This window comes from Luteitalea sp. (assembly GCA_009377605.1).
Taxonomy (GTDB): Bacteria; Acidobacteriota; Vicinamibacteria; order Vicinamibacterales; family Vicinamibacteraceae; genus WHTT01.
This window is the reverse complement of sequence record WHTT01000042.1, coordinates 1-25,469: the sequence shown is the minus strand read 5'-3', so window position 1 is coordinate 25,469 and position 25,469 is coordinate 1. Positions and strand designations below refer to the sequence as shown.

The 25,469-nt window shown below is 64.1% G+C and carries 22 protein-coding genes; 13 read left to right on the top strand and 9 right to left on the bottom strand.

Annotated features, from left to right (window positions below; translation table 11 throughout):
- Window positions 1-102 precede the first annotated feature (102 nt).
- The 5 genes from acs to GEV06_15185 form a co-directional block, all read right to left on the bottom strand.
- A complete protein-coding gene (acs, locus tag GEV06_15205) occupies window positions 103-2,070 on the bottom strand; it encodes an acetate--CoA ligase (protein ID MPZ19241.1) in 1,968 nt (655 codons plus the stop codon).
- 80 nt (window positions 2,071-2,150) lie between these two features.
- Window positions 2,151-3,023 carry a succinate--CoA ligase subunit alpha gene (gene sucD / locus GEV06_15200; protein ID MPZ19240.1) on the bottom strand — a complete coding sequence of 291 codons (873 nt, stop codon included), beginning with the start codon at window positions 3,021-3,023 and terminating at the stop codon, window positions 2,151-2,153.
- Window positions 3,024-3,047: 24 nt separating this feature from the next.
- Window positions 3,048-4,220, bottom strand: coding sequence for an ADP-forming succinate--CoA ligase subunit beta (gene sucC / locus GEV06_15195; protein ID MPZ19239.1), 1,173 nt, complete (start codon window positions 4,218-4,220; stop codon window positions 3,048-3,050).
- 54 nt (window positions 4,221-4,274) lie between these two features.
- Window positions 4,275-4,673: an HNH endonuclease gene (locus GEV06_15190; protein MPZ19238.1), complete on the bottom strand. Its 399-nt coding sequence runs from the start codon at window positions 4,671-4,673 to the stop codon at window positions 4,275-4,277.
- 1 nt (window position 4,674) lies between these two features.
- A complete protein-coding gene (locus tag GEV06_15185) occupies window positions 4,675-4,932 on the bottom strand; it encodes a hypothetical protein (GenBank protein ID MPZ19237.1) in 258 nt (85 codons plus the stop codon).
- A 235-nt stretch (window positions 4,933-5,167) separates the two neighbouring features.
- Between GEV06_15185 and GEV06_15180 the strand changes: the two genes are divergently transcribed.
- The 3 genes from GEV06_15180 (at window position 5,168) to GEV06_15170 (ending at window position 8,595) form a co-directional block, all read left to right on the top strand.
- On the top strand, window positions 5,168-5,842 hold the full coding sequence (locus GEV06_15180) for a hypothetical protein (GenBank protein MPZ19236.1): 675 nt from the start codon (window positions 5,168-5,170) through the stop codon (window positions 5,840-5,842).
- Window positions 5,843-5,857: 15 nt separating this feature from the next.
- Entirely contained in the window at window positions 5,858-7,771 is a 1,914-nt protein-coding gene (gene sdhA, locus GEV06_15175) for a succinate dehydrogenase (quinone) flavoprotein subunit (GenBank protein MPZ19235.1), read from the top strand.
- Between the two features lie 77 nt (window positions 7,772-7,848).
- Window positions 7,849-8,595, top strand: coding sequence for a succinate dehydrogenase/fumarate reductase iron-sulfur subunit (locus GEV06_15170; GenBank protein MPZ19234.1), 747 nt, complete (start codon window positions 7,849-7,851; stop codon window positions 8,593-8,595).
- Window positions 8,596-8,679: 84 nt separating this feature from the next.
- Here GEV06_15170 and mdh read toward each other — a convergent pair whose 3' ends face one another.
- Together mdh and icd are read right to left on the bottom strand one after the other, a co-directional pair.
- Window positions 8,680-9,612 carry a malate dehydrogenase gene (gene mdh / locus GEV06_15165; protein MPZ19233.1) on the bottom strand — a complete coding sequence of 311 codons (933 nt, stop codon included), beginning with the start codon at window positions 9,610-9,612 and terminating at the stop codon, window positions 8,680-8,682.
- Entirely contained in the window at window positions 9,609-10,850 is a 1,242-nt protein-coding gene (gene icd, locus GEV06_15160; protein MPZ19232.1) for an isocitrate dehydrogenase (NADP(+)), read from the bottom strand. Before icd ends, mdh begins: the two co-directional genes overlap by 4 nt.
- Before the next feature lie 339 nt (window positions 10,851-11,189).
- Between icd and GEV06_15155 the strand changes: the two genes are divergently transcribed.
- Complete coding sequence (locus tag GEV06_15155; protein MPZ19231.1) at window positions 11,190-12,782, top strand: phosphoglycerate dehydrogenase; 1,593 nt, start codon at window positions 11,190-11,192, stop codon at window positions 12,780-12,782.
- A 175-nt stretch (window positions 12,783-12,957) separates the two neighbouring features.
- Here GEV06_15155 and GEV06_15150 read toward each other — a convergent pair whose 3' ends face one another.
- Window positions 12,958-13,482 carry a hypothetical protein gene (locus GEV06_15150; GenBank protein ID MPZ19230.1) on the bottom strand — a complete coding sequence of 175 codons (525 nt, stop codon included), beginning with the start codon at window positions 13,480-13,482 and terminating at the stop codon, window positions 12,958-12,960.
- 132 nt (window positions 13,483-13,614) lie between these two features.
- Between GEV06_15150 and kdsB the strand changes: the two genes are divergently transcribed.
- The 7 genes from kdsB to GEV06_15115 all read left to right on the top strand — a co-directional run bounded on the left by kdsB (window position 13,615) and on the right by GEV06_15115 (window position 21,134).
- The gene (gene kdsB, locus GEV06_15145; GenBank protein MPZ19229.1) at window positions 13,615-14,400 is read left to right on the top strand and encodes a 3-deoxy-manno-octulosonate cytidylyltransferase; all 786 of its coding nucleotides are present in this window, start codon (window positions 13,615-13,617) and stop codon (window positions 14,398-14,400) included.
- Window positions 14,401-14,452: 52 nt separating this feature from the next.
- Complete coding sequence (locus GEV06_15140; GenBank protein MPZ19228.1) at window positions 14,453-16,150, top strand: CTP synthase; 1,698 nt, start codon at window positions 14,453-14,455, stop codon at window positions 16,148-16,150.
- A 43-nt stretch (window positions 16,151-16,193) separates the two neighbouring features.
- A complete protein-coding gene (kdsA, locus tag GEV06_15135; GenBank protein MPZ19227.1) occupies window positions 16,194-17,024 on the top strand; it encodes a 3-deoxy-8-phosphooctulonate synthase in 831 nt (276 codons plus the stop codon).
- Between the two features lie 33 nt (window positions 17,025-17,057).
- Window positions 17,058-18,038 (top strand): KpsF/GutQ family sugar-phosphate isomerase, encoded by a 981-nt coding sequence (locus GEV06_15130; GenBank protein ID MPZ19226.1) that lies wholly within the window; start codon window positions 17,058-17,060, stop codon window positions 18,036-18,038.
- 111 nt (window positions 18,039-18,149) lie between these two features.
- Entirely contained in the window at window positions 18,150-19,370 is a 1,221-nt protein-coding gene (locus GEV06_15125; GenBank protein MPZ19225.1) for a tetratricopeptide repeat protein, read from the top strand.
- Window positions 19,371-19,375: 5 nt separating this feature from the next.
- Window positions 19,376-19,978: a dephospho-CoA kinase gene (locus GEV06_15120; protein MPZ19224.1), complete on the top strand. Its 603-nt coding sequence runs from the start codon at window positions 19,376-19,378 to the stop codon at window positions 19,976-19,978.
- 136 nt (window positions 19,979-20,114) lie between these two features.
- Entirely contained in the window at window positions 20,115-21,134 is a 1,020-nt protein-coding gene (locus GEV06_15115) for an alcohol dehydrogenase catalytic domain-containing protein (protein ID MPZ19223.1), read from the top strand.
- Here the strand turns inward: GEV06_15115 and GEV06_15110 are convergent.
- A complete protein-coding gene (locus tag GEV06_15110; protein ID MPZ19222.1) occupies window positions 21,131-22,093 on the bottom strand; it encodes a bifunctional methylenetetrahydrofolate dehydrogenase/methenyltetrahydrofolate cyclohydrolase in 963 nt (320 codons plus the stop codon). The genes GEV06_15115 and GEV06_15110 overlap by 4 nt on opposite strands.
- A 263-nt stretch (window positions 22,094-22,356) precedes the next feature.
- Here GEV06_15110 and GEV06_15105 point away from each other — a divergent pair, with 263 nt between their 5' ends.
- Both GEV06_15105 and GEV06_15100 read left to right on the top strand, forming a co-directional pair.
- Window positions 22,357-23,727, top strand: a complete 1,371-nt coding sequence (locus GEV06_15105) for a sodium-dependent transporter (protein MPZ19221.1) — start codon at window positions 22,357-22,359, stop codon at window positions 23,725-23,727.
- Window positions 23,728-23,760: 33 nt separating this feature from the next.
- Window positions 23,761-25,200, top strand: a complete 1,440-nt coding sequence (locus GEV06_15100; protein MPZ19220.1) for an amino acid carrier protein — start codon at window positions 23,761-23,763, stop codon at window positions 25,198-25,200.
- Window positions 25,201-25,469: the final 269 nt, after the last annotated feature.

Below are 25,469 nucleotides of genomic sequence, written 5' to 3'. Positions count from 1 at the left end.
GCTGCATCCCGGCCAGCTGCGTTGCTCCTCCCTCAAATATGCCCTATATTCTCGGTCGTCGCGCCTTGCTGGCCGGGCGCATCGGCGCCCTCGGCGCACAAGCTATTTCGGAGACACCGCCCTAGCGCCGGCGCCCACCTCCTCGACCAGCTTGTCCACGACGCCCGGGTCGGCCAGGGTCGTCACGTCGCCGAGATCTTCGACCTCGCCAGCCGCGAGCTTCCGGAGAATCCGTCGCATGATCTTGCCGGAGCGCGTCTTGGGAAGCCCGGGAGAAACGACGATGCGGTCGGGTGAGGCAATGGGACCGATGACCTGGCGCACCTGCTCTTTGAGCGCGCCGACCAGCTCGCCGCGATCCTGCCCTTCGAACTCAGGCGTGAGAATGACATACGCGCAGATGCCGGTGCCTTTGATATCGTGTGGGAACCCGACCACGGCCGCTTCCGCCACGGCGGCGTGCGCCACGAGCGCGCTCTCGACCTCGGCCGTGCCGAGCCGATGTCCCGAGACATTCAGCACGTCGTCGACACGACCAGTGATCCAGTAGTAGCCGTCTGCATCGCGCTTACAGCCATCACCCGTGAAATAGAGGCCTGGAAAGCGGCTGAAGTACGTCTCCTTGAAGCGCGCATGATCACCATAGAGCGTGCGTGCCTGCCCGGGCCACGAACGCTTGAGGCACAGGCTGCCCGACACGTCGTTCCCACTGAGCTCTTTCCCGTTGTCATCGACGAGGACGGGCTCGACGCCGAAGAACGGAAACGTCGCCGATCCCGGCTTGCACGGCGTTGCACCCGGCAACGGCGTGATGAGGATGCCGCCGGTCTCGGTCTGCCACCACGTGTCGACGACAGCACAGCGTCCATCGCCAACGACGTCGTGATACCACTTCCAGACCTCGGGATTGATGGGCTCGCCCACCGTCCCGAGCACGCGGAGCGTCTTGCGACTGTACTTCTTCACCCAACTGTCGCCCTCGCGCATGATGGCGCGGAGCGCGGTGGGCGCCGTGTAGAAGATATTGATGGCAAGGTCGTCCACCATCCGCCAGTAGCGCCCGGCGTCCGGGTGCACCGGGGTCGACTCGAACATCACGGTTGTCGCGCCGTTACACAGCGGGCCGTAGATGATGTAGCTATGGCCGGTGACCCAACCGACATCTGCCGCGCAACAATAGACGTCCTCGTCGTGATAGTCGAAGACGAGCTTGTGCGTCACGGCGGCAAAGAGCAGGTAGCCGGCAGTGGTGTGCAATACACCCTTGGGCCTCCCGGTCGAGCCGGACGTGTACAGCGTGAAGAGTGGTGATTCGCTGTGCATCCACTCGACCGGACAGGTCGAGCGCTGCTTCGCCACTTCCTCCTCGAGCCAGAAGTCGCGGCCGTTCTTCATCGACACGGTCGCGTCGGTCCGCCGCACAACGAGGACTCTCGTAACCGCTCTCACCCCCTCGATTGCGCTGTCGGTCGTCTGCTTGAGCGGGATCCGCCGCCCGCCGCGCAGCCCCTCGTTCGCCGTCACGACGATCTTGGCCCCGGCATCCAGGATCCGGCCGCGCAACGATTCGGCTGAGAAACCAGCGAAGACGACCGAATGGATCGCGCCAATGCGGGCACACGCCAGCATCGTGTACGCGAGCTCCGGAATCATCGGCAGGTAAATCGCCACGCGATCACCAAGACCGACACCGTGGGCGAGCAATACGTTGGCGATGCGCGCCACCTCATGCTTGAGCTCGCGGTACGTGATGGCTCGATACTCGCCAGGCTCGTCACCAGCCCACAGCAGGGCCACCTTGTCGCCACGCGTCGGGAGATGACGATCGACGCAGTTGAAGCAAGCGTTGAGTCGCCCTCCGCCGAACCAGGCGAAGTCGACGGCCTCGAGGTCGCTGTCGACGATCATGTGCGGAGGATGGAACCAGGTGAGGTACTGCTCGGCCAGCGCGCGCCAAAACCCTTCGGGGTCGTCGAGCGAGCGTCGGTAGAGCTGCTGATACTCCTCGAAGGACTTGATATGCGCCCGAGCGGCTATATCGCTCTTGACCGGAATGATCTCCGAGCTCATCGACTTGTTCTCCTACGCGCGTACAAATCCCGGAACCGTCCTACGGAAAGCGGAAAAGGGCCTGTCCCTTTCCGCTTCCCTTATGCCGCGAGGCGGTCGGCCACGGCGCGGCCGATGCCCGCAGGACTCTTCACCACATGCACGCCAGCCGCACTAAGCGCTGCCATCTTGTCGGACGCTGTTCCCTTCCCACCAGCAATGATCGCGCCTGCGTGACCCATGCGCCTGCCTGGTGGGGCTGTCTGGCCCGCGATGAATCCCACGACCGGCTTCGCGCAGGACTTCTGGATGAACGCAGCCGCTTCTTCCTCGGCGGTGCCGCCAATCTCTCCAATCATGACGATGGCCTCGGTCTGTGGGTCGGCCTCGAACAACGCCAGGGCGTCGATGAACGTCGTGCCAATCAGCGGGTCTCCACCGATGCCGATACAGGTCGTCTGGCCAAGCCCCAGCGCCGTGAGCTGATGGATCGCCTCGTAGGTCAGCGTTCCGCTCCTCGACACGATCCCGACACGTCCTTCCTGACAGATGTGCCCTGGAATGATGCCTACCTTGGCCTGGCCCGCCGTGATGACGCCTGGGCAATTCGGGCCGATGAGGCGAGTCTTGCGCCCCTTCATGAACTCCAGCGCCTGCATCGCATCAATGACGGGAATGCCCTCGGTGATGCACACCACCAACGCCAGGCCGGCGTCGGCCGCCTCCATGATCGCGTCGGCCGCAAACGCCGGCGGCACGAAGATCATCGACGTGTTGGCGCCGGTCTTCGCCACCGCTTCAGAAACGGTGTTGAACACCGACCAGCCCTCGTGCGTCGTCCCACCCTTCCCTGGCGTCACGCCGCCAACGACGGTGGTGCCATATGCGGCGCACTGCTTCGCGTGAAACGTGCCTTCGCGCCCGGTGAGCCCCTGGACGAGCAGCCGCGTCTCCTTGTCGATTAGAACGGCCATATCGGTTGTGAATCCTTGTGGGCGCTACCGCGCCGGGGCGGCAGCGAGCTCGACCACGCGCTCGGCCGCGTCAGCCATCGTGTCCGCCGTGGTGAAGTTGAGGCCGCTGGCCTGCAGCATGGCCTTGCCCTGTTCGACGTTCGTGCCTTCCATGCGAATGACGATGGGCACGTGGACGTCCAACTCCTTGACGGCCGCGATGACGCCGTCGGCGAGCACGTCGCAGCGGAGAATGCCACCAAAAATGTTGATGAAGACCGCCTTCACCTGCGCGTCCGATGTGAGGATCTCGAACGCGTTGCGGATCTGCTCGGCATTGGCGCCGCCGCCGACGTCGAGAAAGTTCGCCGGCTCACCGCCGGCCAACTTGATGATATCCATGGTCGCCATGGCGAGGCCGGCGCCATTCACCATGCAGCCGATATTGCCGTCGAGCCGAATGTAGTTGAGGGAGTACTTCGATGCCTCGACTTCGAGTGGGTCCTCTTCCGCGAGATCACGCAGCTCCTGGATGTCCCGATGCCGAAAGAGCGCGTTGTCGTCGAATGTCATCTTCGCGTCGAGCGCCAGCAGATCCCCGCCGGCCGTGACGATGAGCGGGTTGATCTCGACGAGCGAAGCATCGGTAGCCACGAAGGTCGCATACGTCGCCAGCATCAGCTTGGTTGCCTTCGCGACGAGATCGGGAGGCAAGCCAACGCCAAACGCCAGCTGCCGAGCCTGGAACGCCGCCAAGCCGGTGCCTGAATCGATGGACGCCTTCTTGATGGCCTCCGGCGATCGCTCGGCCACCTCTTCGATCTCGACGCCACCTTCCGCGCTCATCATCATCACCGGACACCCGGTGGCACGGTCCATGACCAGACCGAGGTAGAGCTCGGTCTGAATCGCCAACCCCTCCTCGACGAGCACGCGAGAGACGGTCCGCCCTTCGGCCCCAGTTTGATGGGTCACGAGCGTCCTGCCGATGAGCGCGCTGGCAACCTGCTCAGCTTCCTCGGCGCTCTTCACAACCTTGACGCCACCAGCCTTGCCGCGACCACCGGCATGGATCTGTGCCTTGACCACCAGCGGGCTCGTTCCGAGGCGCCGTGCGATGGCGCCGACTTCCGCGGAGCTGAACGCCACGTCGCCGCGCGGCACGGGCACCCCGTGCTTCGCCAGAATCGCTTTCGCCTGATGCTCGTGAATTTTCACGATGCTAATGATGGCCAGAAGGTCTACAGGAATCAAGTCCGGACACGTAAGACCTCAGGGGAACTCAGTCTGCGCAAGGAGTATCGATCTGAGCTCCAAACGGCGGGGATCGTTCATAGCCAGCACATGGACCGTGGCGCGTCCAACGGCAGTGATACCTTCTATGCGCGCGCCTCGTATCAGAAAATGCTCGCTCCACCGGTCGCGGCGCGGATGAAACAACGGCATGAGGCTTCCGGTCAACGGGTCGACTCCGGCCACATTTGGTCCCTTGCGGAGGTTGCAACGATGGCAGGCCAATGCCAGGTTATCCGTGTGGTCGGGCCCACCATGCTGCTTCGCAACTATATGTTCGATGTGGTGAGTGAGCGCGCTGTGCTCCTGACGCAGCAGGCAGTATTCACAACGGTCAGTGGCCCGCAGGCGGACGAGCTGCCGAGTGGCAACGTCCATGCTACGCGCCGGTCGAGAGCAGATGCTCGCGCGCCTTCAGCTGAAGAATTGAAATGATGTCCGCGGCATTAATGAGCGCTTCATATTGCGACCGTTCGTCGTCGGTCAGCAAGCCTTCATTGGCGCGCTCGGCAAGTGCATCAATTATCTCCTGAACTGGGGGGGCGATCCGCAATTCAACCACGCGGCGGGCCGACTCGGAGTCCAGACACCGGCTCAAGGGATCCAGAAGATCGTCGAGCGCATCAGAGGCACTCATAGCGTTACGTTACCATGAATGGCCTCGCATGACCTTCGGCCGGCGCCAAGAGGTCTGGCAGCAGTTGCGCCCGCCAGTGGCCTGCCAGTACAATGCCCGAAGCTGATGAGATGCGTAGGAGTCGATCTGCTCTTGCCGTCTCATTTGACTGCACGTTTCCTGCTCTATCACATCTGCCCGCCTTCGCGCATCGGTGCGCGAGCCTGGCGGTCCGTGCGAGTCGTGTACGTCTGACATGCCGATGCGTCCGATGAAGTTCCTGTCGTCCTCGGTTGGGACGAAGGTGCTGATAGCCATCACCGGCCTGGCGTTCTTCCTGTTCCTCATCCTCCATCTCGCGGGCAATCTGCTGATCTTCGCCGGCGCCGACGCGTTCAACAGTTACAGCCATGCGTTGATCTCCAACCCGTTGCTGCTCGTCGCGGAGGCCGGCCTGGCCGCCGTGTTCCTGCTGCACATCGTCAAGGCCGCGTTGAACTTCGTGGACAACCGGCGCGCGCGGCCGGTTGGCTACGAGCAGAAGCGCTGGGCGCGCCACACGAGCCGCAAGTCGATTGCATCGACCACGATGATCGTGAGCGGGCTCGTTATCTTTGCGTTCCTGCTGTTGCACCTCATCTCGTTCAAGTTCGGCACCTACTATGAGGATCCGACACACCATTATCGTGATCTGCACCGGTTGGTCCTGGAGAAGTTCAGTCATGCCGGCTTCGCGGGCTTCTATGTGCTATGCATGGTGATCATCGGCCTGCATCTGCGGCACGGGCTCGCGAGCGCTTGTCAATCACTCGGCATCGATCATCCGCGGTACAACGGCCTGATCCGGGTGGGTGGCATTCTGCTGGCCGTGCTCATTGCCGGCGGCTTCGCCGCGATTCCGATCTGGGTGTACTTCGCTGCCGCGAGGTGAGGATAGAACGACGCTATGAAGCTGGAGTCGAAGATCCCGGGGGGGCCGCTCGCCGACAAATGGGACCGGCACAAGTTCGAGTCGAAGCTCGTGGCTCCGGCAAACCGCCGCAAGTTCACGGTGATTGTCGTCGGCACGGGCCTGGCGGGCGCGTCGGCGTCAGCCTCACTGGGCGAGCTCGGCTATCGGGTCCTGACGTTCTGCATTCACGATAGCCCGCGACGAGCGCACAGCATCGCCGCGCAGGGCGGCATCAACGCTGCCAAGAACTATCGCAACGACGGTGACAGCATCTATCGGCTGTTCTACGACACGGTCAAGGGGGGCGACTACCGCTCGCGCGAGGCAAACGTCTATCGGCTCGCGCAGGTGAGCGTCGACATCATCGACCAGTGTGTCGCACAGGGAGTGCCGTTCGCGCGTGAGTACGGCGGTCTCCTGGACAACCGATCGTTTGGAGGCGCCCAGGTCTCCCGCACGTTCTACGCCCGCGGACAGACCGGGCAACAATTGTTGCTCGGCGCCTATCAGTCGATGATGCGGCAGGTCGAGGCGGGCACCGTCACGTTGTTCCCCAGCCGCGAGATGCTCGACCTGGTCATCCTCACGGGCAAGGCCCGCGGCATCGTCGTGCGGAATCTTGCCACAGGCCATCTGGAGTCGTACGCCGCCGACGCCGTTCTCCTCTGCACCGGCGGCTATGGAACGGCGTTCTACCTGTCGACCAACGCAGTCAACTCGAACGTCACGGCAGCCTGGCGCTGCCACAAGCGCGGCGCATTCTTCGCCAACCCGTGCTTCACACAGATTCACCCCACGTGCATTCCGGTGTCGGGCGACCATCAGAGCAAGCTGACGCTCATGAGCGAGAGCTTGCGCAACGATGGACGGGTGTGGGTGCCGAGCAACCCCAGTGACACGCGCTCGCCCGAGCAGATCCCGGACGACGAGCGAGACTACTACCTCGAACGGCGCTACCCCAGCTTCGGCAATCTCGTCCCGCGCGATGTGGCGTCGCGCGCGGCCAAGGGAGTGTGCGATGAAGGGCGAGGGGTCGGGGAAACCGGTCTCGCCGTCTACCTCGACTTCACGGATGCCATCAAGCGCCTCGGAGCAAGCGTGATTCGGCAACGGTACGGGAACCTCTTCGACATGTATCAGAAGATCACCGACGAGAACCCGTACCGCGTGCCCATGCGAATCTATCCCGCTGTGCACTACACGATGGGCGGCCTCTGGGTGGACTACAACTTGATGAGCACGATTCCAGGACTGCACGTGCTCGGCGAGGCCAACTTCTCCGACCACGGCGCCAACCGGCTCGGGGCGAGCGCGCTCATGCAAGGGCTGGGTGACGGCTACTTCATCGCTCCCTACACGCTGCCGAACTACATTGCGGGCGTCTCGCTCGAGCCGGTGACGACTGATCACGAGGCGTTCAAGGAGGCCGAGCACGCGGTCCAGGAGCGTATCGATCGATTGCTCACCATCCGCGGCTCGAAGACGCCACGTGACTTTCACCGCGAGCTCGGCCGCACGCTGTGGGACAACGTCGGCATGACGCGGACCGCCGAGAGCCTGGCGCGGGCGCTCGCGGTCATACCTCGGCTCCGCGAGCAGTTCTGGCAGGACGTCTGTGTGCCAGGCGAGCCGAACAACATGAACAAGAGCCTCGAGTACGCAGGACGCGTGGCCGACTATCTGGAGTTCGCAGAAGTGATGGCGCTCGACGCGCTCGAACGTGCCGAGTCGTGCGGCGGGCACTTCCGCGAAGAGTTTCAGACCTCCGATGGCGAGGCGCTACGCGACGATGAGGGTTTCGCGCACGTCGCTGCGTGGGAGTTCGCGGGAATCGGTCAGAGGCCCGTTCGGCACGTCGAGCCGCTCGTTTTCGAGTTCGTCAAGCCAACGCAGCGGAGTTACAAGTAGAAGGGGTCAAGGGGTCAAGGGGTCAGGGATCAGGCATCAGGACGAGGCGGGCGGGAGATCTTGAACGCATGAGCAGAATGACCGTAAGGCTGCGGGTCTGGCGTCAGCCGGGCCCAACCGTACCAGGCCACTTCGCCGAGTATGTGGCCAAGGATGTCTCACCGCACATGTCGTTCCTGGAGATGCTGGACCAGGTGAACGAGGGGCTGATTCGAAGGGGCGAGGACCCGATCGCCTTCGACTCGGACTGCCGCGAGGGTATCTGCGGCAGCTGTGGGTTCCTCGTGAATGGCCTGCCCCACGGTCCAGATCGCGCGACGACGGTGTGCCAGCTTCATATGCGTCGCTTCCGGGATGGGGCAACCATCACGATCGAGCCCTGGCGCGCCCGTGCGTTTCCGGTAGTCAAGGACTTAGTGGTCGATCGCGGGGCGTTCGACCGGATCATCCAGGCGGGCGGGTATGTCTCGGTGAACGTCGGCGCAGCAGCGGACGCGCAAGCGATTCCCGTGCCAAAGCCCATTGCAGAGGGCGCGATGGATGCGGCGCAATGCATCGGCTGCGGCGCATGTGTTGCCGCATGCAAGAACGCGGCAGCCGCGCTCTTCGTCGCCGCCAAGATCACCCATCTGAATCTGCTACCACAAGGCCAACCCGAGCAGAACCGGCGCGTGGTGGCGATGGTCGACCACGCCGATACGGAAGGCTTTGGCAGCTGCTCGAACGAAGGAGAGTGCGAGGCGGTCTGCCCCAAAGAGATCAAGCTTTCGACGATCGCGCGGATGAACCGCCAGTACGCCTGGGCGAGCCTGTTCGGGCGCTAGCAACCACGAAGGGCACGAAGGATCAACCACGAAGAACACGAAGTTCACGAAGAAGAAATTCAATGGTTTTCTTCGTGCTCCGCCCTACACGCCAATCACTGCAACGAGCTCCCGGACAGCGCCTGCCGATTTCTGGAGTGCCGCCTGCTCTTCGTCGGTGAGCGTGATCTGAACGATCTGCTCGACGCCTCGGGCGCCCAACTTGACGGGCACACCCACGAAGACGTCGCTGATACCGTACTCGCCCTGTAGGAACACCGAGCAGGGATGGATCTTCTTCTTGTCCTTGAGGATGCACTCGACCATCTCGGCGGCTGCCGCCCCTGGTGCATACCAGGCGCTCGTGCCCACGAGCTTCGTGATCTCTGCGCCGCCGTCCGCCGTCCGCTTGCAGATGGCCTCGACGCGATCCGGCGGCAACAGCTCCGTGATCGGCACGCCCGCCACAGTCGAGTATCGTGGCAGTGGCACCATCGTGTCGCCATGGCCGCCCAGCACGAAGGCTTGTACGTTCTCCACCGAGACGTTCAGCTCCATGGCAATGAAGGTACGCATGCGAGCGGAGTCGAGCACGCCAGCCATTCCGATGACCCGTTCGCGCGAGAAGCCGCTCAGCCGGTAGACGGCTTGGCACATGGCGTCCAGCGGGTTCGCCACCGGGACGATGATGCAGTCTGGCGAGTGCTTGACCACCTCCGCCGTGACGGCCTGCATGATCTTGTAGTTGACCTGCAGCAGATCGTCACGGCTCATGCCGGGCTTCCGCGGCACGCCCGATGTAATGACCACGACCTCGGAGCCGGCGCTCAAGGCGTAGTCGTCCACGCCCCCGCCGACCAGCCGCACGTCGGAGGCGTCGATCGGGCAGGCCTGCAGCACATCGAGCGCGATGCCCTTGGCCTTCTCCGCCGCGATGTCGAGGATGACGACGTCTGCGAGGGCCTTGGTGGCTAGGGCGCGCGCGACCGATGCACCGACGTTGCCGGCGCCGCCTACGACTGTCACTTTGCGGTTCATGACATGTTCTCGATGATGGCGTCGGCGAACTGCGACGTCTTGAGCTCGGTCGCGCCTTCCATCTGACGCGCCAGATCGTAGGTGACCCGCTTCTGCTGGATCGTTCGCTCGAGCGCGCTGGTGATGAGTTGCGCCGCCTCGCTCCAGCCCAGGTGCTTCAGCATCATCTCACCCGAGAGCAGCACACTGCTCGGGTTGATGACGTCCTTCCCCGCATACTTCGGTGCGGTACCATGCGTCGCCTCGAAGAACGCGATGTCGTCGCTCATGTTGGCCCCGGGCGCCATCCCGAGACCGCCTACCTGAGCGGCACACGCGTCCGACAGGTAATCACCGTTGAGATTCGGCGTGGCGAACACGTCGTAGTCAGCCGTGCGTGTGAGGACCTGCTGGAATACGCTGTCAGCAATCCGATCGTTTATGAGGATCTTGCCTTCTCGGCTCGCTCCAGCGGTAACCTCGTCCTCGGTCACGATGGCGTCGCGGAACTCCGCCTTGGCGACCTCATAGCCCCAGTCGCGGAACGCGCCCTCGGTGAACTTCATGATGTTTCCCTTGTGCACCAAGGTCACCGTCTTCCGCTGATTGTGAATGGCGTACTGGATCGCTTTTCGTACGAGTCGCTTGCTGCCGGTCTCCGAGATCGGTTTGATGCCAATCCCCGAGTCGGGCCGCACACGCTTGCCCATCTCACGCTCGAGGAATTCAATCAGGCGCTGTGCTTGCGGCGTGCCTTTTGCCCATTCGATGCCGGCGTAGACGTCCTCGGTGTTCTCGCGAAAGATCACGACGTCCATCAGCTCCGGCCGCGTCACGGGCGTGGGCGTCCCTTTGAAGTACCGCACCGGCCGCACGCACGCGAACAAGTCGAGCACCTGTCGCAGGGTGACGTTGAGACTGCGGATGCCACCGCCCACCGGCGTGGTCAGCGGTCCCTTGATCGCCACCTTGAAGTAGCGGACGGCCTCGATCGTGTCGGAGGGCAACCACTCTTGATACTGCGCCTTGGCGGTCTCGCCTGCCGGCACTTCGAACCACACGACGGCGCGCGTGCCGCCGTAGGCGTTTGCCACGGCCGCGTCGAAGACACGCACAGCGGCGTGCCAGATGTCCGGCCCGGTGCCGTCTCCTTTGATGTACGGAATGATTGGATGATCCGGCACGACGAGCTGACCGTTCTTCCAGGTGATGGGCTCGCCGTCCGTCGGTGGTGTCAGTTGTGTGAGCTGAGGATGCATACGCTACGCAAGGACCTGGACACGTGCAGCACGCCGCGATTTTAGGGCACGTCCCCCCGACCCAGTTACGAGATCTTCACAGAAACTGTGGAAAAGGTTGTTGAAAACAGCAGCATCGCGCGCCGAATCTGCCGGCCAATTAGCATGATTCTTCACTTTGCACCACGGTGGTGCGATTACTTCATCACGAGCCGCATGGCGCTCGCCCGAGTGCGCGCCATTATACTGTAGGCTGGGTGACGCAAGCTGGGGCCCAACGTCTTCGTCCGACGCGTTCGGACGACCAACCGCTCGCGCCGGCTGACGTGGCCGGCCGTTCCCCGAGACTCACGATCGATTATGAAAATTATCGTTGCGGATAATCTTCCTGCTTCTGCCGTCGACCTCCTGCGCGCGGTCGACGGCTGGACGGTCGACACGCTCGCAGGCCGCGCCCGATCAGAACTGCTCACTGCCATGGCGACTGCCGATGCGCTCCTGGTGCGCAGCGCCACCAAGGTGGATCGCGAATTGCTAGAGGCCGCGCCAGCGCTGCGCATCGTTGCGCGTGCGGGCACCGGCGTCGACAACGTCGATCTCGATGTCGCGAGCACGCGCGGCATCATGGTGACCAACGCACCAGGCGTCAACAGCGTCAGCGTCGCCGAGCACGTCTTCGCGCTCATGTTGTCGCTCGCCCGGCGCGTGCCGGTGGCCGATGGGTCGATGAAGCAGCACCGGTGGGAAAAGAAAGCGCTGCTTGGTGCGGAGCTCCGCGGCAAGACCCTCGGCATCGTCGGCTTGGGACGGATCGGTCAAGAAGTTGCCCACCGTGCCCGCGTCTTTGGCATGAGCGTCGTGGCATACGATCCGTTCATTCCGACTCACGTCGCGGCCGATATGGGCGTTCGCATACTGGCACTCGACGAGCTCTGCTCGCAGGCCGACTTCATCACGTTGCACGTGCCGGTCACCGAGGAGACGCGCCGGCTGTTCAGTCGCGAACAGCTCGTGCGGTGCAAGGCCGGGGCCTGCTTGATCAATACGGCACGCGGTGAGCTGATCGACGAAGCGGCGCTGCTCGAGCTGCTCGAGAGCGGCCACCTTGGCGGCGCCGGTCTCGATGTGTATGAAAAGGAACCGCCAGGCGATTGGCAGCTCGTCTCTCACTCACGGGTGGTCGCGACGCCTCACATTGCTGCGTCCACCTCGGAGGCGCAGGAGCTCGTCGGCCTCGACGTGGCGGAAGGCGTGCGCGATTACTTGTTGCACGGCGTCGTACGCAACGCCGTGAACTTCCCCTCCGTGCCAGCCGAAGAATTCGCGAAGCTGCAGCCCTGGATGTCCCTCGCCGAGCGCCTGGGCATCTGCGCCGCGCAGTTGGCCACCGGCCCCATCCAAAAGGTTGGCATCCGATATTACGGTCAATTGGCCGAAGGACCACGCGAGCTCATCACCGGTTCGGTGCTCGTTGGCGTCTTCCGGCACATCTTGAGCGCGGGCACCGTGACTCTCGTCAACGCGCGCGCGCTCGCGGCCGACCGTGGCGTCGAGGTGCTCGACACGCGCAGTACACGCGCCCGGGACTTTACGAGCCTCGTGTCGGTGAAGCTTCACACGAGCGATGGGGAGCAGTGGCTCGAGGGCACGATCTTCGAGCACGGCGGCCCGCGCATCGTGCTCCTCAACGGGGTCGGTGTCGAAGCCCCGATCGAGGGCACGCTCATCGTGATTGAGAATCAGGACCGGCCGGGCGTCATAGGCGAGGTTGGCACCTGCCTCGGTCGCCATGCCATCAACATCGCGACGTTCGCCCTCGGCCGCACAGGCGCCGGCGCCGTTGGCATCGTCAAGGTCGACGAGCGCGACGCCGCTGGCGTCGATGACGCAGTCCTGACCGAGATACGCGCGATTGCTGCAGTGCGGAGAGCGACGGTGGTGCGGTTAGGGTGAGGGGTGACGAGGTGACAAGGTGAACGGGTGACAAGGTGAACGGGTGGCTCGCAGCATATTAGGCCCACATCGAGCGATGGGAAAGCGTCGACCGATTTGAAAAGCGTCGCCCCGCTTCCACCCCAGTGCATCGAACTACCCCTCACCTTGTCACCCCCTCCCCTTGTCACCCCGGTCACGGCAGTCCCAGCTGCCGCACCGCATCCGTCACCGTATCGCGCAGTTCGACGGCATCGGCACCGACGGTCGTCACGACATAGCGGGCGGTGACGCTATCGCCCGCCTTCACCATGAACAACTGCCCCACCCCCGAGATAATCGCGGTCCTCTCGACGCCCTCGCTGGTCACCTTCTCGGCCACGCCAATCAAACGGAGCTGCAGCGTTTTGGCAGCCGGGGTGGCCTTGGGAGCTGGTGGCAAAGCCGCGGGTCCTGGCTCGGGTCGAGCGGCAGGCGGCGGTTCTCGTTGCGCAAAGTGAAACGGATTCCGCTGAGATGCGTGTGGGGCTGGGGCCGTTCGGGAATGTGCGCTCAGCCGCTCGACCTGGCCGCTCACCTCGTCGGCCATGCGCTCGACTTCGGTTCTGGGCGTCGGCTGCGTCGCGATTGGGCGTGGATACGGCGCGCGCGGCGCGGCAGTGGCCCAGAGAACCGCCACCACGGCAACGCTGCACAGGACCACCGCCACTGCGGTTTTCATCGAAGGCTCGTCCGGGACGATCGTAACAGAAGACAGTCAGGCCGGCTCGGCGAGATAACGGCCCCTCCGCGAAGGTAGGGCGCGTTCGCCGAACGCGCCGTCTGGTTCGCTAAATTTGTGCTATGATTCGATGTGCACCGTTCGTGGCCCGCTGAAAGCACCCGCCCCACGGTCGCGGTCGTCGTTCCTGCTCGATATCACTCGACGCGTCTCCCTGGAAAGCCACTCGCCGACATTCATGGGAAGCCCATGATTGTGCACGTGTACGAGCGTGCGTGCACGGCAACCTCCGTTGATCGGGTAATTGTAGCGACCGATGACGCCCGGGTCGTGAGCGCGCTCACGGCAGTGGGCGGTGAAGCGACGCTGACCTCTGCGGCACATCAGACCGGTACAGATCGCGTGGCAGAAGTCGCCCGTTCGCTCCGATGCGATCTCATCGTCAACGTCCAGGGTGATGAGCCGCTCGTCACTGGTGCGATGATCGACGCGGCGGTGGCAGCCTGTGCGACAGATCCTAACCTCCCGATGTCGACACTCCGGTGTCGGTTCGCCGACAGCGAAGACCCGAGCAATCCCCATGTCGTGAAGGTTGTCGTCGACCGGCGCGGTCACGCCCTCTACTTCTCGCGTGCGCCCATCCCGTTCCGGCGGCGAACCGATGACGATTTCGTAGGATGGTTCAAGCACATTGGCTTGTACGTCTACCAGCGTGAGGTCCTACTGAGACTTGCGTCGCTCCCACCCACGCCGCTCGAGCAAGCAGAGTCGCTCGAGCAGTTGCGGGCGCTGGAGCACGGGTATGCAATCGGTACCGTGGAGACCCCTTGGGACTCCACGGGTGTGGACACCGTGGAGGATCTGGAACGAGCTCGACAACAACTGGCAGGCGCGTTCGGCGAACGCGCCCTACCATAGATCAAGGTAGGGACGCCTCGCCGAGGCGTCCGTTACCGTGGCGCCGAAAACTATGACCACTCCCCGGAGCCCTGAAGCCCGCCCTGTCAAGTACATCTTCGTTACCGGCGGCGTCGTTTCCTCACTCGGCAAAGGCTTGGCGGCCGCGTCTATAGGGTGTCTGCTCGAAGGCCACGGCTATCGGGTCACGCTCCAGAAGTTCGACCCCTATATCAATGTTGACCCTGGCACGATGAGCCCCTATCAGCACGGTGAGGTCTACGTCACCGACGATGGCACCGAAACGGACCTGGACCTGGGGCACTACGAACGGTTCACGGGCACGGTGACGACACGCAACCACAACTGGACGACCGGGAAGGTATATTTGTCGGTCATTCAGAAGGAGCGGCGGGGTGATTACCTGGGAGCCACGGTCCAGGTCATTCCTCACATCACCAACGCCATCAAGGACTGCATCAAAGCGGTCGCCGAGGGCGTCGACTTCGTCCTCGTCGAGATTGGCGGCACGGTTGGTGACATCGAGAGCTTGCCCTTCCTCGAAGCAATCCGCCAGTTCCGGCAGGACGTTGGGCGGGAGAACGCCCTCTACATCCACCTCACTCTGGTTCCGCACGTCTCCACCGCCGGCGAGCTGAAGACGAAGCCCACACAACACAGTGTCCGTGATCTCCGGTCGATTGGTATTCAGCCGGACATCCTTCTCTGCCGGACCGATCGGTTCCTGCCGCCAGAAATCAAACGCAAGATTGCCTTGTTCTGCGACGTGGACGAGGAGGCCGTCATCACCGCCAAGGATGTCTCGAGCGTGTACGAGGTCCCGCTGGTGCTCGCGGCCGAGGGGCTGGATCGCATCGTGCTCAAGCGGCTCGGGCTGCGCGAGACCGAGCGACGCATGGCCGAATGGGAGGATCTCGTCGACCGGGTCCGGCATCCGACCGATGAGATGACGATCCACGTTGTCGGCAAGTACATCGGGCTCGAGGATTCGTACAAGAGCCTGAACGAAGCGCTTGCACATGGCGGGTTCCGCAGTCGGCTCAATGTCAATATCCGCTGGATTGAGGCGGAGGCGCTGGAGGCGCCGGGCGGTGAGCGTCTGTTGGACGAGGCGCACGGTATCTTGGTGCCGGGTGGCTTCGGTGCACGTGGCACCCGTGGCATGATGCGGGCAGCCGAGATCGCGCGGACCCGTCAGATTCCGTACTTTGGCATCTGTTACGGCTTTCAATGGGGTACGGTGGAGTTCGCCCGGGCTGTGTGCGGCCTCACGGACGCTGATTCAACCGAGTGCGCTCCGGACACGGCCACGCCGGTCATCTACAAGCTGCGGGACCTGCTCGGCGTCGACGACCTCGGTGGAACCATGCGACTCGGCTCATACGCGTGCCAGCTCAAGCCGGGTTCGCTCGCACAGCGACTCTACGGCGCCGACGTGATTCACGAACGGCATCGGCACCGCTACGAGTTCAATTGTCTGTACGAGCAGGCGCTGACAACGCACGGCCTCCAGATCGTTGGGCGCTCGCTCGACGGCAAGTTCGTCGAGATCATCGAGCTCCCCGGCCATCCATGGTTCGTCGCTGTTCAGTTCCATCCAGAGTTCAAGTCGAAGCCCCGTCGGCCACACCCACTCTTTGCCGGCTTCATCGAAGCGGCGTACCGGCACAAGCAAGAGGCGCTCGGCAACCAGAGCGCGGCTCTGCGAGCCGTCAAGGTTCGAGGGTCGAGGTTGGAGGTTCGAGGTTGACCCTCCCACCTTGAACCTCGAACCTCGAACCTCGAACCGTATAATGACCGCGGTGAAGGCGGTGGAGATTGGCTCGCTGCGATTGGGAGCAGGCGCTCCGCTCATGCTCATTGCGGGGCCGTGCGTCATCGAGAGTGCGGAGCACGCGCTGACGATCGCCCGCACCGTGGCCTCCACTGCTCGAGCTCACGGCATCCCCTATATATTCAAAGCATCGTTCGATAAGGCAAATCGCACGTCACTCGGATCGTTCCGGGGTCCTGGCCTGGAAGAAGGGCTGCGCGTGCTCGCGCGGATCAAGGCGGAGGTTGGCCTGCCCGTGCTCACCGACATCCACGAGCCGTGGCAGGCGCCGCGTGTGGCCGAGGTCGCCGACGTGCTGCAGATTCCCGCCTTTCTTTGTCGGCAGACGGACCTGTTGGTAGCAGCCGCCGAGACAGGGGCCGTCGTGAATATCAAGAAGGGGCAGTTCCTCGCTCCGCTCGATATGCAGCATCCCGTGGCCAAGGTGACTCAGCACGGTAACCCGCGTGTATTCGTCACCGAGCGCGGCACGACGTTCGGCTACCACAACTTGGTCGTCGACATGCGAGCGTTTCCGCTGCTGCGCTCGCTTGGAGTACCAGTGGTCTTCGATGTGACGCACAGCCTGCAGCTGCCTGGCGCAGGCGGCGGCGCCTCGGGCGGTGAGGCGGCGTTCATCGAACCGCTCGCCTGCGCTGGCGTCGGTGCAGGAGTCGACGGCCTCTTCGTCGAGGTCCACGAAGAGCCATCTCGCGCGCCAAGCGACGGGCAGAACGCCCTTCCTCTCGAACGGCTGGACGCGCTCCTGGCACGGCTGGTGCGCGTGCGGCAGGCCGTCGAGGGAGGATAGCCCGACAGGGCGCGAGGCGAGCAACGCAACGCCATGGCACAGACAACCAGCGCCGCCAGCGATCTCGAGCTCGCCATGCGCGTCCTCCGCACGGAGGCGAATGCGATTCTGCGTCTGGTCGACCGTCTCAACGCACAGTTCGAGCGTGCAGTACAGTTGATTCTCGACTGCCGCGGACGGGTCATCGTCACAGGCATGGGGAAGTCGGGAATCATCGGGCGCAAGATCGCGGCAACGCTCGCGAGCACCGGAACGCCGGCGTTTTATTTGCATTCCGCTGAGGCCTTCCACGGCGATCTGGGTGCCATTCGCGCCGACGATGTGATGGTGGCGTTGTCACACAGTGGCGAAACGGACGAGGTCGTTCGCCTCCTCGAGACCGTCCGCCGGCTCGGGGCCCGGTTCATCGTCATGACCGGATCACCGATGTCCACGCTTGGCCAGTCGGCTGACGCCACGCTCGACTGCGGCGTGGATGAAGAGGCATGCCCAATGAACTTGGCACCCACCGCCAGCACAACGGCTGCCTTGGCGCTCGGCGACGCGCTGGCAATGGTAGTGCTCGTTCGGCGGGGATTTCGCGCGGAAGACTTCGCCAATCTGCACCCAGGCGGTCAGTTGGCCAAGCGGCTCATGCGGGTAGCGCGCCTGATGCACACTGGTGATCAGGTGCCGCACGTGCTGCCGGAGACGTCCGTCCGCGATGTCGTTTACGAGATATCGCGCAAGGGCCTCGGCATGGTCTGCGTGCAGGACGACCAGCAGCGACTCGTCGGCATCATCACGGACGGCGATCTGCGACGGCACATGGCCAGTGCGCCGGACATCCTCGAGCGTACGGCGGCAGCCGTCATGACGCGATCGCCTGTCACCATCCGCCCGGCCATGCTCGCGGTGGAGGCGCTAAAGCTGTTGGAGGAGCGGAAGATCACCGCGCTCGTCGTGACCGATGATCACCAGCGGGTCCAAGGCGTTTTGCACTTGCACGACCTCTGGCGGACGGAGATGTTTTAAGGGTCCTTGGTCCTTGGTTCATGGTGCGCCTTGGCGTACCGAAGCGCCGAAGCGTACTTAAGGGCACCAGGGACCAAGAACCAAGGACCAGGAACCAAGAACTGACCACCAATGGGTGACTACATCCCGTTGTTGTCCGCCTTGATTGCTCTCCTGGCAGGTCTTGCGGCCGGCAAGGCATGGGAGCGCTACAAGCTCCACGAGGGCCGGTGGATCGACCGTCGAAAGGCCCGCCAGTCGCCGCACTACATCCAGGGGCTGAACTTTCTTGCGAACAATCAGATCGACCACGCCATCGAAGAGCTTGGCCAGGCGGCGCACGTCGACACCGAAGCGGCCGAGATTCACATGATTCTCGGCAATCTCTACCGCGAGAAGGGACAGGTCGGGAGGGCCATCGAGATTCACCAGCAGGTGCTCCAGCGCCCGCGGCTCACGAAGTTGGAGCACACCTACGGACTCCTGTGCCTTGGCGTCGACTTCCGGCGTGCTGGCTTCGTCGACCGGGCGCGCGAAGCATTTGCGGAGGTCCTTCGCCTCGATCCGAGCAACGAGCACGCCTTGCTGAACTTACAGCGGCTGCACGAGGACCAGCGCCAGTGGGACGAGGCGTACCGCATTCGTCAGCACTTGGTCCAGGAAGAGGTGCGCGGCGCCGAGGATCGGCATCAGGAGATCCAAGCGTTTCTCGAGAACGAGCTCGGCCTCGAAGCAGTGAGGCGACGGGACTTCACCGAAGCCATCCAGTGGTTCGAGAAGGCGATTGAGCGGGCGCCTGGCGTTCTGCCGACGTACCTCCATCTCGGCGACGTCTACCATCGACAGGGGCAGGTCGCTGCCGCGGTGGCCATATGGGAGCGCCTGATCGAGGCGGCGCCTGACCGAGCGTACCTGGCCTTCGACCGCCTCTCGGCGGCGTATACTGCCGGCGGCGCCCCCCATCAATTCGAGACACTCTGCCGGCGGCTCATGCAAACGCAGCCGCAGGACTGGCGCGCGCGTGTCGCGCTGGGCCGGCACCTCGCCGCGCACGGGGCACCCTCGGCGGCCTTCGAGGTCTTGCTGGCGGCGCTCCGCAACAATCCGCACGCGCTCGGCGTCCATCAAGCCGTCTGGGAGACACTCATGCAGCTCGGTCTCGACCGGACACGGGTGAAGAGCTACATGGAACAGAGTCAGGACGCGGTGTTCTACCGTGACCCGCATATCTGTGTGCGCTGCCGCTACCGGAGCGACGAGCTCCTCTGGCGATGCCCGCACTGTCATGAGTGGAACTCCTTCGTGGAAGATCGATTGTCCCCCGCCAAGGAGCGAGACGAGATCGCCACGTAGAACCGATGTTACGTGTGGCGCTCACCGGTGGAATCGCCAGTGGCAAGAGCTACGTGCTGCGCCTGTTCGCGACACACGGTCTCGCCACGATCGACGCCGACGTCCTGGCTCGGGAGGTCGTTCGGCCGGGCACGCCGGGCCTCGCCGCGATCGTGGAACGATTTGGTCGCGAGCTCCTGAGGCCCGACGGCACCCTCGATCGTGGGCGCCTCGGGCAGCAGATCTTCAGCAACGAGGGGGCGCGCCGCGATCTCGAACAGATCATTCACCCCGCGGTCTACCGGGCCATCGATGCGGCGTTCGCACACCTGGACCAAGACGGCGCACGCCTGGGGGTCGCTGACATCCCGCTCCTCTTCGAGACAGGCCACGAGAACGAGTTCCACCGGATCGTGGTGACCTCCTGTCCGCGAGATGTCCAAATCGAACGGATGATGACGCGAGACCATCTGAGTCGCGAGGAGGCCGAGCAACGTCTCGCCACCCAATGGCCAATCGATCAGAAGGAGGCGGGCGCCGACTTCGTCGTCCACACCGCCGTCCCATTCGAGGAGACCAATCGCCAGGTCGCCGCCGTGGTCGAGGCGCTGCGAGCGGAAGGGGCTTAAAACAAGGGGCGAGGGACAAGGAGCGAGAGTGAGGTTCAGAGGCAAGGCCGCGGCATCCGGAACGTCGGAGGTGTGACGCCCCTTCGGCAAGCTCAGGGCGCCCCGAGCGGAGTCGAGGGGCGATGAAGGTGACAGCATGAAGGGTCTGACGAAGCTCGCCCCTGGACCGGGTCACGTTGCGATCGCAGAACGCCCCGAACGGGCTCCTGGGCCAGGCGAAGTGCTGGTGGAAGTACACGGAGCCGGCGTGTGCGGCACGGACCTGCACATCGAGGCGGGTGAGTTCCGGAGCGTGCCACCGGTGACCATGGGCCACGAGCTGTCGGCCGTCGTGGTCGAGGTCGGTCCTGATGTGCCCCCTGACTGGCTCGGTGCCGCCGTCGTCACTGAAACCTACTATTCCACCTGCGGCGCCTGTCAGTGGTGTCGGGCCGGTCGAATCAATCTCTGCCCAGAGCGACAATCGATCGGCTCGGTCGTCGATGGCGGCTTTGCCCCGCGCGCGCTGCTGCCAGTGAAGAATCTGCACAGGATTCCGGGATGGCTCGACGAGCACGCCGCCGTGCTGATCGAGCCGCTGGCGTGCGTGTGCCAATGCCTGTGCGATCCACCCGCCGTGACGGCTGGCGACCAGGTCCTGGTGACCGGTCCGGGGCCCGTTGGGCTGCTGGCGGCACAGGTCGCGCGGGCGCTCGGCGGGTCGGTGCAGGTGATCGGTCTACCCCGAGATGAAAGGCGCCTCGAGGTAGCGGATAGGCTCGGCTTCACTGTTGGGCATGCTGCCGAGCCAGGCGCGGACGTTGTCGTCGAGTGCTCAGGGGCCGCGGGAGGAGCCGCAACCTGTCTGCAGGCTGCCAGCCGCGGCGGTCGCTACGTTCAGATCGGCGTGTTCGGCAAGGATGTCTGTGTTCCCCTGGACCACATCTTCCAGAAGGAGCTCATTGTCTCCTCGGGCTTTGCCTCCACGCCGCGCTCCTGGAGCCGGGCGCTGACGCTCGTCCTGGATCGGAAGCTTGCGCTCGAGCCGCTCGTGTCATCGGTGGTCCCTCTCACCGAATGGGAGCAGGTCTTTGCCAATCTGCGGCAAGGTCAAGGGATCAAGGTCGTCTTCGACCCGCGACTCGATGAATCCCGAACCGGTATTGGCCAGGGCTAAGGACCTGCGCGACGACCGCTGGCAGCCCGCGCCTCGCCTGCCGCGAGCGTGTTCTTCATGAGCATCGCGACGGTCAGCGGACCGACACCGCCCGGCACCGGCGTGAGCGCCCCGGCGACCTGCGCCACCCCCGGATGCACGTCGCCGATGAGAACCGAGCCTTTGCGCGCAAGGTCAGCAACCCTTGGCGAGCCCTCACCAAAGAACCGTCGGACGTCGGCTTCGTCGCTCAGCCGGTTCATGCCGACGTCCACGACGGTGGCGCCCGGCTTGACGAACCCCGGCGTGACGAATCCCGCACGCCCAATTGCCGCGACGAGGATGTCGGCACGTGCGGCGGTATCGGCGAGATCCGGCGTCCGGGAATGGCAAATCGTGACGGTGGCGTGGCGATGCAACAGCATCAGCGCCATTGGCTTGCCCACGATGTCGCTTCTGCCAATGACCACGGCGTGATGTCCTGCGGGGTCGATACCGTAGCGGTCGAGCAGCTCCATGATGCCTGCAGGCGTGCATGAGCGAAGGCCGGGCCGATTCTGGACGAGCCGCCCAACGCTCTCGGCGCTGAATCCATCCACATCCTTTGCGGGATCGATGGTGTCGAACACGCGGCGTGCCGCGCCCTCCCCCATGGCCTCCGGCAGCGGTGATTGGACCAGGATCCCATCGTGGCGCTCGCTACGATTGAGGCTTTCCACGAGCGCGAGCACATCGCCCAGGGAGGTGGCGGCAGGAAGCGCATGCAGGTCGATCCAAAACCCGGCCTCTCCCCCGGCGCGTGCCTTGTTGCGCACGTAGATTTGCGAAGCCGGATCCTCACCCACCAGTACGATGCCGAGCCCCGGCGCGCGGCCGAAGCGCGCCGTGAATGCCGCGACCCTCGGCGTCAGCTCTTCCCGAATCTGTCGAGCCACGCCGGCACCATCCAGGAGCCGGGCGCTGTTGGACAATGAGGTCATTCAGCGATCTCCAAACAGCACTCTAACTCGGGTTTCTCCATTTGATACGTCACTGCACGTCATACGTAATGAGGGGGGAAGGCGCAACCCGAAGAGACCTGTCTCATGAATCGACGGCTACCTTAGCACGAAGATGGACGAGCGATCGCCGGACGTGGTCGGCCGGCCTCGCCCCGGTGGCGTCCGTTTTGCACTTGGGGTCAGGCGTCACATTCACGTAGAATGCCGCCGCCCACCAGTCGCGCATTGTGGACAGGAGCGCTATGGCAGTGTCATCGGATCGAGGCATGTGGAGCGGCCGGCTCGGGTTCATCCTCGCGACCGCAGGGTCGGCGGTCGGCCTCGGCAACATCTGGGGCTTTCCGATTCAGGTGGGCCAGGGTGGCGGCGCCGCCTTCGTCCTGATCTACCTGGCCTGTGTCTTCTTGATTTGCGTCCCAATCCAGATCGCGGAATTCGCCATTGGCCGGCGCGCCCAGCGTGCACCGGTCGGTGCCTTTCGCACCATTAGTCCGAGCACGCGCTGGTGGCTCGTGGGGGCGCTCGGCACCATCACCGGCGTCGGCATTCTGTCCTTCTACGTCGTGGTCGCTGGGTGGACGCTTGCCTACATCTGGTTCGCGGCGGCGGGCAGCGTTGGCAACAGTCCGGAGGCGATTGGCGGCTTCTTCAAGGCCTTTGCGGCCAACGCCCCGCTCAACGTATGCCTGACCCTGGTCACGCTTGGCATGACGGCCGCCATCATCCTCGGCGGTGTGCGCGGCGGTATCGAGCGCGCGAGCCGAGCGCTCATGCCGCTGCTTTTCGGCCTGCTCGTGCTGCTCGCCATTCGTGCGGTGACGCTGCCTGGAGCCGCCGACGGACTGGCCTACTACCTCCGACCGGACTTCAGCAGCATCGCCGACATCCGGGTGTTCAACGCCGCTCTGGGCCAAGCCTTCTTCTCACTCAGCCTTGGCATGGGGACGCTCATCACCTACGGCAGTTACCTCTCGAAGCGCGAGAGCATTGGGGCGTCGGCGCTCTGGATCGCGGCGATCGATACGACGATCGCGTTGTTGGCCGGCTTCGTCATTTTTCCGGCGGGCTTCTCCATCGCAGGCTTCGATCCCCGGACGAGCGGACCGAGCTTGATCTTCGAGGTGCTGCCGCGGCTCTTCGCGACCCTGCCTGGAGGGCAGCTCTTCGGCGCCGCCTTCTTCGTCCTCCTCTTCATGGCCGCGCTCACCTCGGCAATCTCGCTGCTCGAGGTTCCCGTGGCCCACTTGATCGACCAGCACCGCTGGTCCCGCCGCAAGGCGGTGCTGACGGTGACGGTGGTCACGGCCGTCCTGGCACTGCCCTCCGCGCTCGGGAACGGCGCTGTTGGGTTCTTCACCCAATTACCGGGCCTCGGTTTGGACTTCCTCACGTTGATGGCCACGATCTGGAACAACTTTTCGCTGCCGATCGGTGGTTTCCTGACGGCCATCTTCGTCGGCTACGTCTGGCGGGTCGAGGGCGCCCTCTCGGAGCTGCTCGCCGAGCATGCCTGGTTTCCTCAGCCGCATCTCTGGGGCGCCATCATCCGCTACGTGTGCCCCGTCGCGATCTTCGTGATCATCTTCTTCACGGTCCGCGCGCTCATTGGCTGACCCCGCCGAAGCGACGCGCGTAGGGAGCGATAGATGGATGTTTCCACACTGACCGACCGCATCCTGGCGATCGATGGCCAGGTTTGGCAACCGTTTGCCATGCCGCTGGTGCTCGTGATCGTTGGCGGGCTATTGACGGTGATGACCGGGTTCGTGCAGATCCGCCGCTTCCCCATTGCGTTTCGGATGGCGCTCGGCGGCCTCTTACATCGAGAGGCCGATTCCGGGGCGGCGATCACATCGTTCCAGGCGCTCTCGACGGCGCTCGCGGCGACGGTGGGCAACGGCAACATCGGCGGCGTCGCCACCGCCATCCTGATCGGCGGCCCGGGCGCGGTGTTCTGGATGTGGGCGTGTGCGGCGGTCGGAATGGCCACGAAGTACGCCGAGGCGGTGCTGAGCGTGCACTACCGTGTGACGCGCGAGACGGGCGAGCTCGCGAGCGGCCCGATGTACTACATCATGCGTGGCAGCGCGAATCCCGGCCTGGGACGGGTCTTCGCGTATCTATTCGCGGCGTTCGGGTCGGTGACCTGCCTCGCCGGCACCGGGAACATGGCCCAATCGAACACCGTCGCACGAACGTTCGTCGAGGCCGCTAGAACACTCGGCGTGGAGGTGCCGCTCTGGGTACCCGGCATTCTCATCACGGTATCCGTTGGGCTGGTGCTGCTCGGAGGCATCAAGCGCATCGCGGCCACGGCCGAGCGGATCGTGCCGCTCATGATCGTCATCTACGTCCTCACTGGGCTGGTCTACATCGTCTTGAACGCGGGCCAGCTACCGCACGTCTTGGGGCTGATCTTCGCGGAGGCATTCACGCCGACGGCGGCCGTGGGCGGGTTCGCCGGCGCATCGGTCGCGCAGGCCATCGCTGCCGGGGTCAGCCGCGGCGTGCTCTCGAATGAAGCAGGCCTGGGCAGCGCACCAATCGTGCATGGGGTCGCTAACGTCAAGCACCCCGCGGAACAGGGGCTCGTCGGCGTCTTCGAAGTCTTCACGGACACGATCGTCGTCTGCTCGATGACCGCCTTCGTCATCCTGTCATCAGGACTCTGGACCGATGTCGCGTATCAGGGTGCGAGCGGCGATCTCACGGCCGCGGCACTGAGCACGACCATCCCAGGCGCGTCGCTCATCGTGGCGCTCAGCTCGTTTCTCTTCGGGTTCTCGACGCTGATTGGCTGGAGCTACTACGGCGAGAAGTGCTTCGAGTTCCTTTTTGGCTCGAAGATGGTGCTGCTCTATCGTGCCCTCTTCACCGCGCTCATCATGGTCGGCGCCGTTATTTCGGTCCCCGTGGTGTGGGCCGTCGGCACCCTGCTGAACGGCTTCATGGCGTTTCCGAATCTGATGGGAATGCTGCTCCTCTTGGGCACCGTGCGCGCCATAACCCGGGACTATTTCGAGAAGCGCGGACAGTACTCGGTGGCTCATCCTACGACAGGTGCGCGCTACGACGGCCGCGCGTAAGTCGGACACGTCACGCGTCGGTCGGCCTCGGCCCCAGTGGTCACGCGCTACTTCCGTGCTTTGGGAGGACCACGGCGGCGCGGCCGTTTCTGCGTGTCGACGAGCTGATTGAGCTTGCGCTCGACACGCGACATGCTCGCACCCAACGTGCGTTCGACACCTGAGATGCGCGCACCCAACCTGCGTTCGACACCCGAGATGCGCGCACCCAACTTGCGTTCGACACCCGAGATGCGCGCACCCAACTTGCGTTCGACACCCGAGATGCG

Coding starts and splice junctions, on each gene's coding strand:
- GEV06_15185 (MPZ19237.1), bottom strand. CDS start 4,932: ATGAGTGCCTCTGATGCGCTCGACGATCTTCTGGATCCCTTGAGCCGG.
- GEV06_15130 (MPZ19226.1), top strand. CDS start 17,058: ATGGCACAGACAACCAGCGCCGCCAGCGATCTCGAGCTCGCCATGCGC.
- GEV06_15110 (MPZ19222.1), bottom strand. CDS start 22,093: ATGACCTCATTGTCCAACAGCGCCCGGCTCCTGGATGGTGCCGGCGTG.
- sdhA (MPZ19235.1), top strand. CDS start 5,858: ATGAAGCTGGAGTCGAAGATCCCGGGGGGGCCGCTCGCCGACAAATGG.
- GEV06_15115 (MPZ19223.1), top strand. CDS start 20,115: ATGAAGGGTCTGACGAAGCTCGCCCCTGGACCGGGTCACGTTGCGATC.
- GEV06_15190 (MPZ19238.1), bottom strand. CDS start 4,673: ATGGACGTTGCCACTCGGCAGCTCGTCCGCCTGCGGGCCACTGACCGT.
- GEV06_15180 (MPZ19236.1), top strand. CDS start 5,168: ATGCCGATGCGTCCGATGAAGTTCCTGTCGTCCTCGGTTGGGACGAAG.
- acs (MPZ19241.1), bottom strand. CDS start 2,070: ATGAGCTCGGAGATCATTCCGGTCAAGAGCGATATAGCCGCTCGGGCG.
- GEV06_15120 (MPZ19224.1), top strand. CDS start 19,376: ATGTTACGTGTGGCGCTCACCGGTGGAATCGCCAGTGGCAAGAGCTAC.
- GEV06_15125 (MPZ19225.1), top strand. CDS start 18,150: ATGGGTGACTACATCCCGTTGTTGTCCGCCTTGATTGCTCTCCTGGCA.
- sucD (MPZ19240.1), bottom strand. CDS start 3,023: ATGGCCGTTCTAATCGACAAGGAGACGCGGCTGCTCGTCCAGGGGCTC.
- GEV06_15140 (MPZ19228.1), top strand. CDS start 14,453: ATGACCACTCCCCGGAGCCCTGAAGCCCGCCCTGTCAAGTACATCTTC.
- GEV06_15150 (MPZ19230.1), bottom strand. CDS start 13,482: ATGAAAACCGCAGTGGCGGTGGTCCTGTGCAGCGTTGCCGTGGTGGCG.
- mdh (MPZ19233.1), bottom strand. CDS start 9,612: ATGAACCGCAAAGTGACAGTCGTAGGCGGCGCCGGCAACGTCGGTGCA.
- icd (MPZ19232.1), bottom strand. CDS start 10,850: ATGCATCCTCAGCTCACACAACTGACACCACCGACGGACGGCGAGCCC.
- kdsA (MPZ19227.1), top strand. CDS start 16,194: ATGACCGCGGTGAAGGCGGTGGAGATTGGCTCGCTGCGATTGGGAGCA.
- GEV06_15155 (MPZ19231.1), top strand. CDS start 11,190: ATGAAAATTATCGTTGCGGATAATCTTCCTGCTTCTGCCGTCGACCTC.
- GEV06_15100 (MPZ19220.1), top strand. CDS start 23,761: ATGGATGTTTCCACACTGACCGACCGCATCCTGGCGATCGATGGCCAG.
- GEV06_15105 (MPZ19221.1), top strand. CDS start 22,357: ATGGCAGTGTCATCGGATCGAGGCATGTGGAGCGGCCGGCTCGGGTTC.
- GEV06_15170 (MPZ19234.1), top strand. CDS start 7,849: ATGACCGTAAGGCTGCGGGTCTGGCGTCAGCCGGGCCCAACCGTACCA.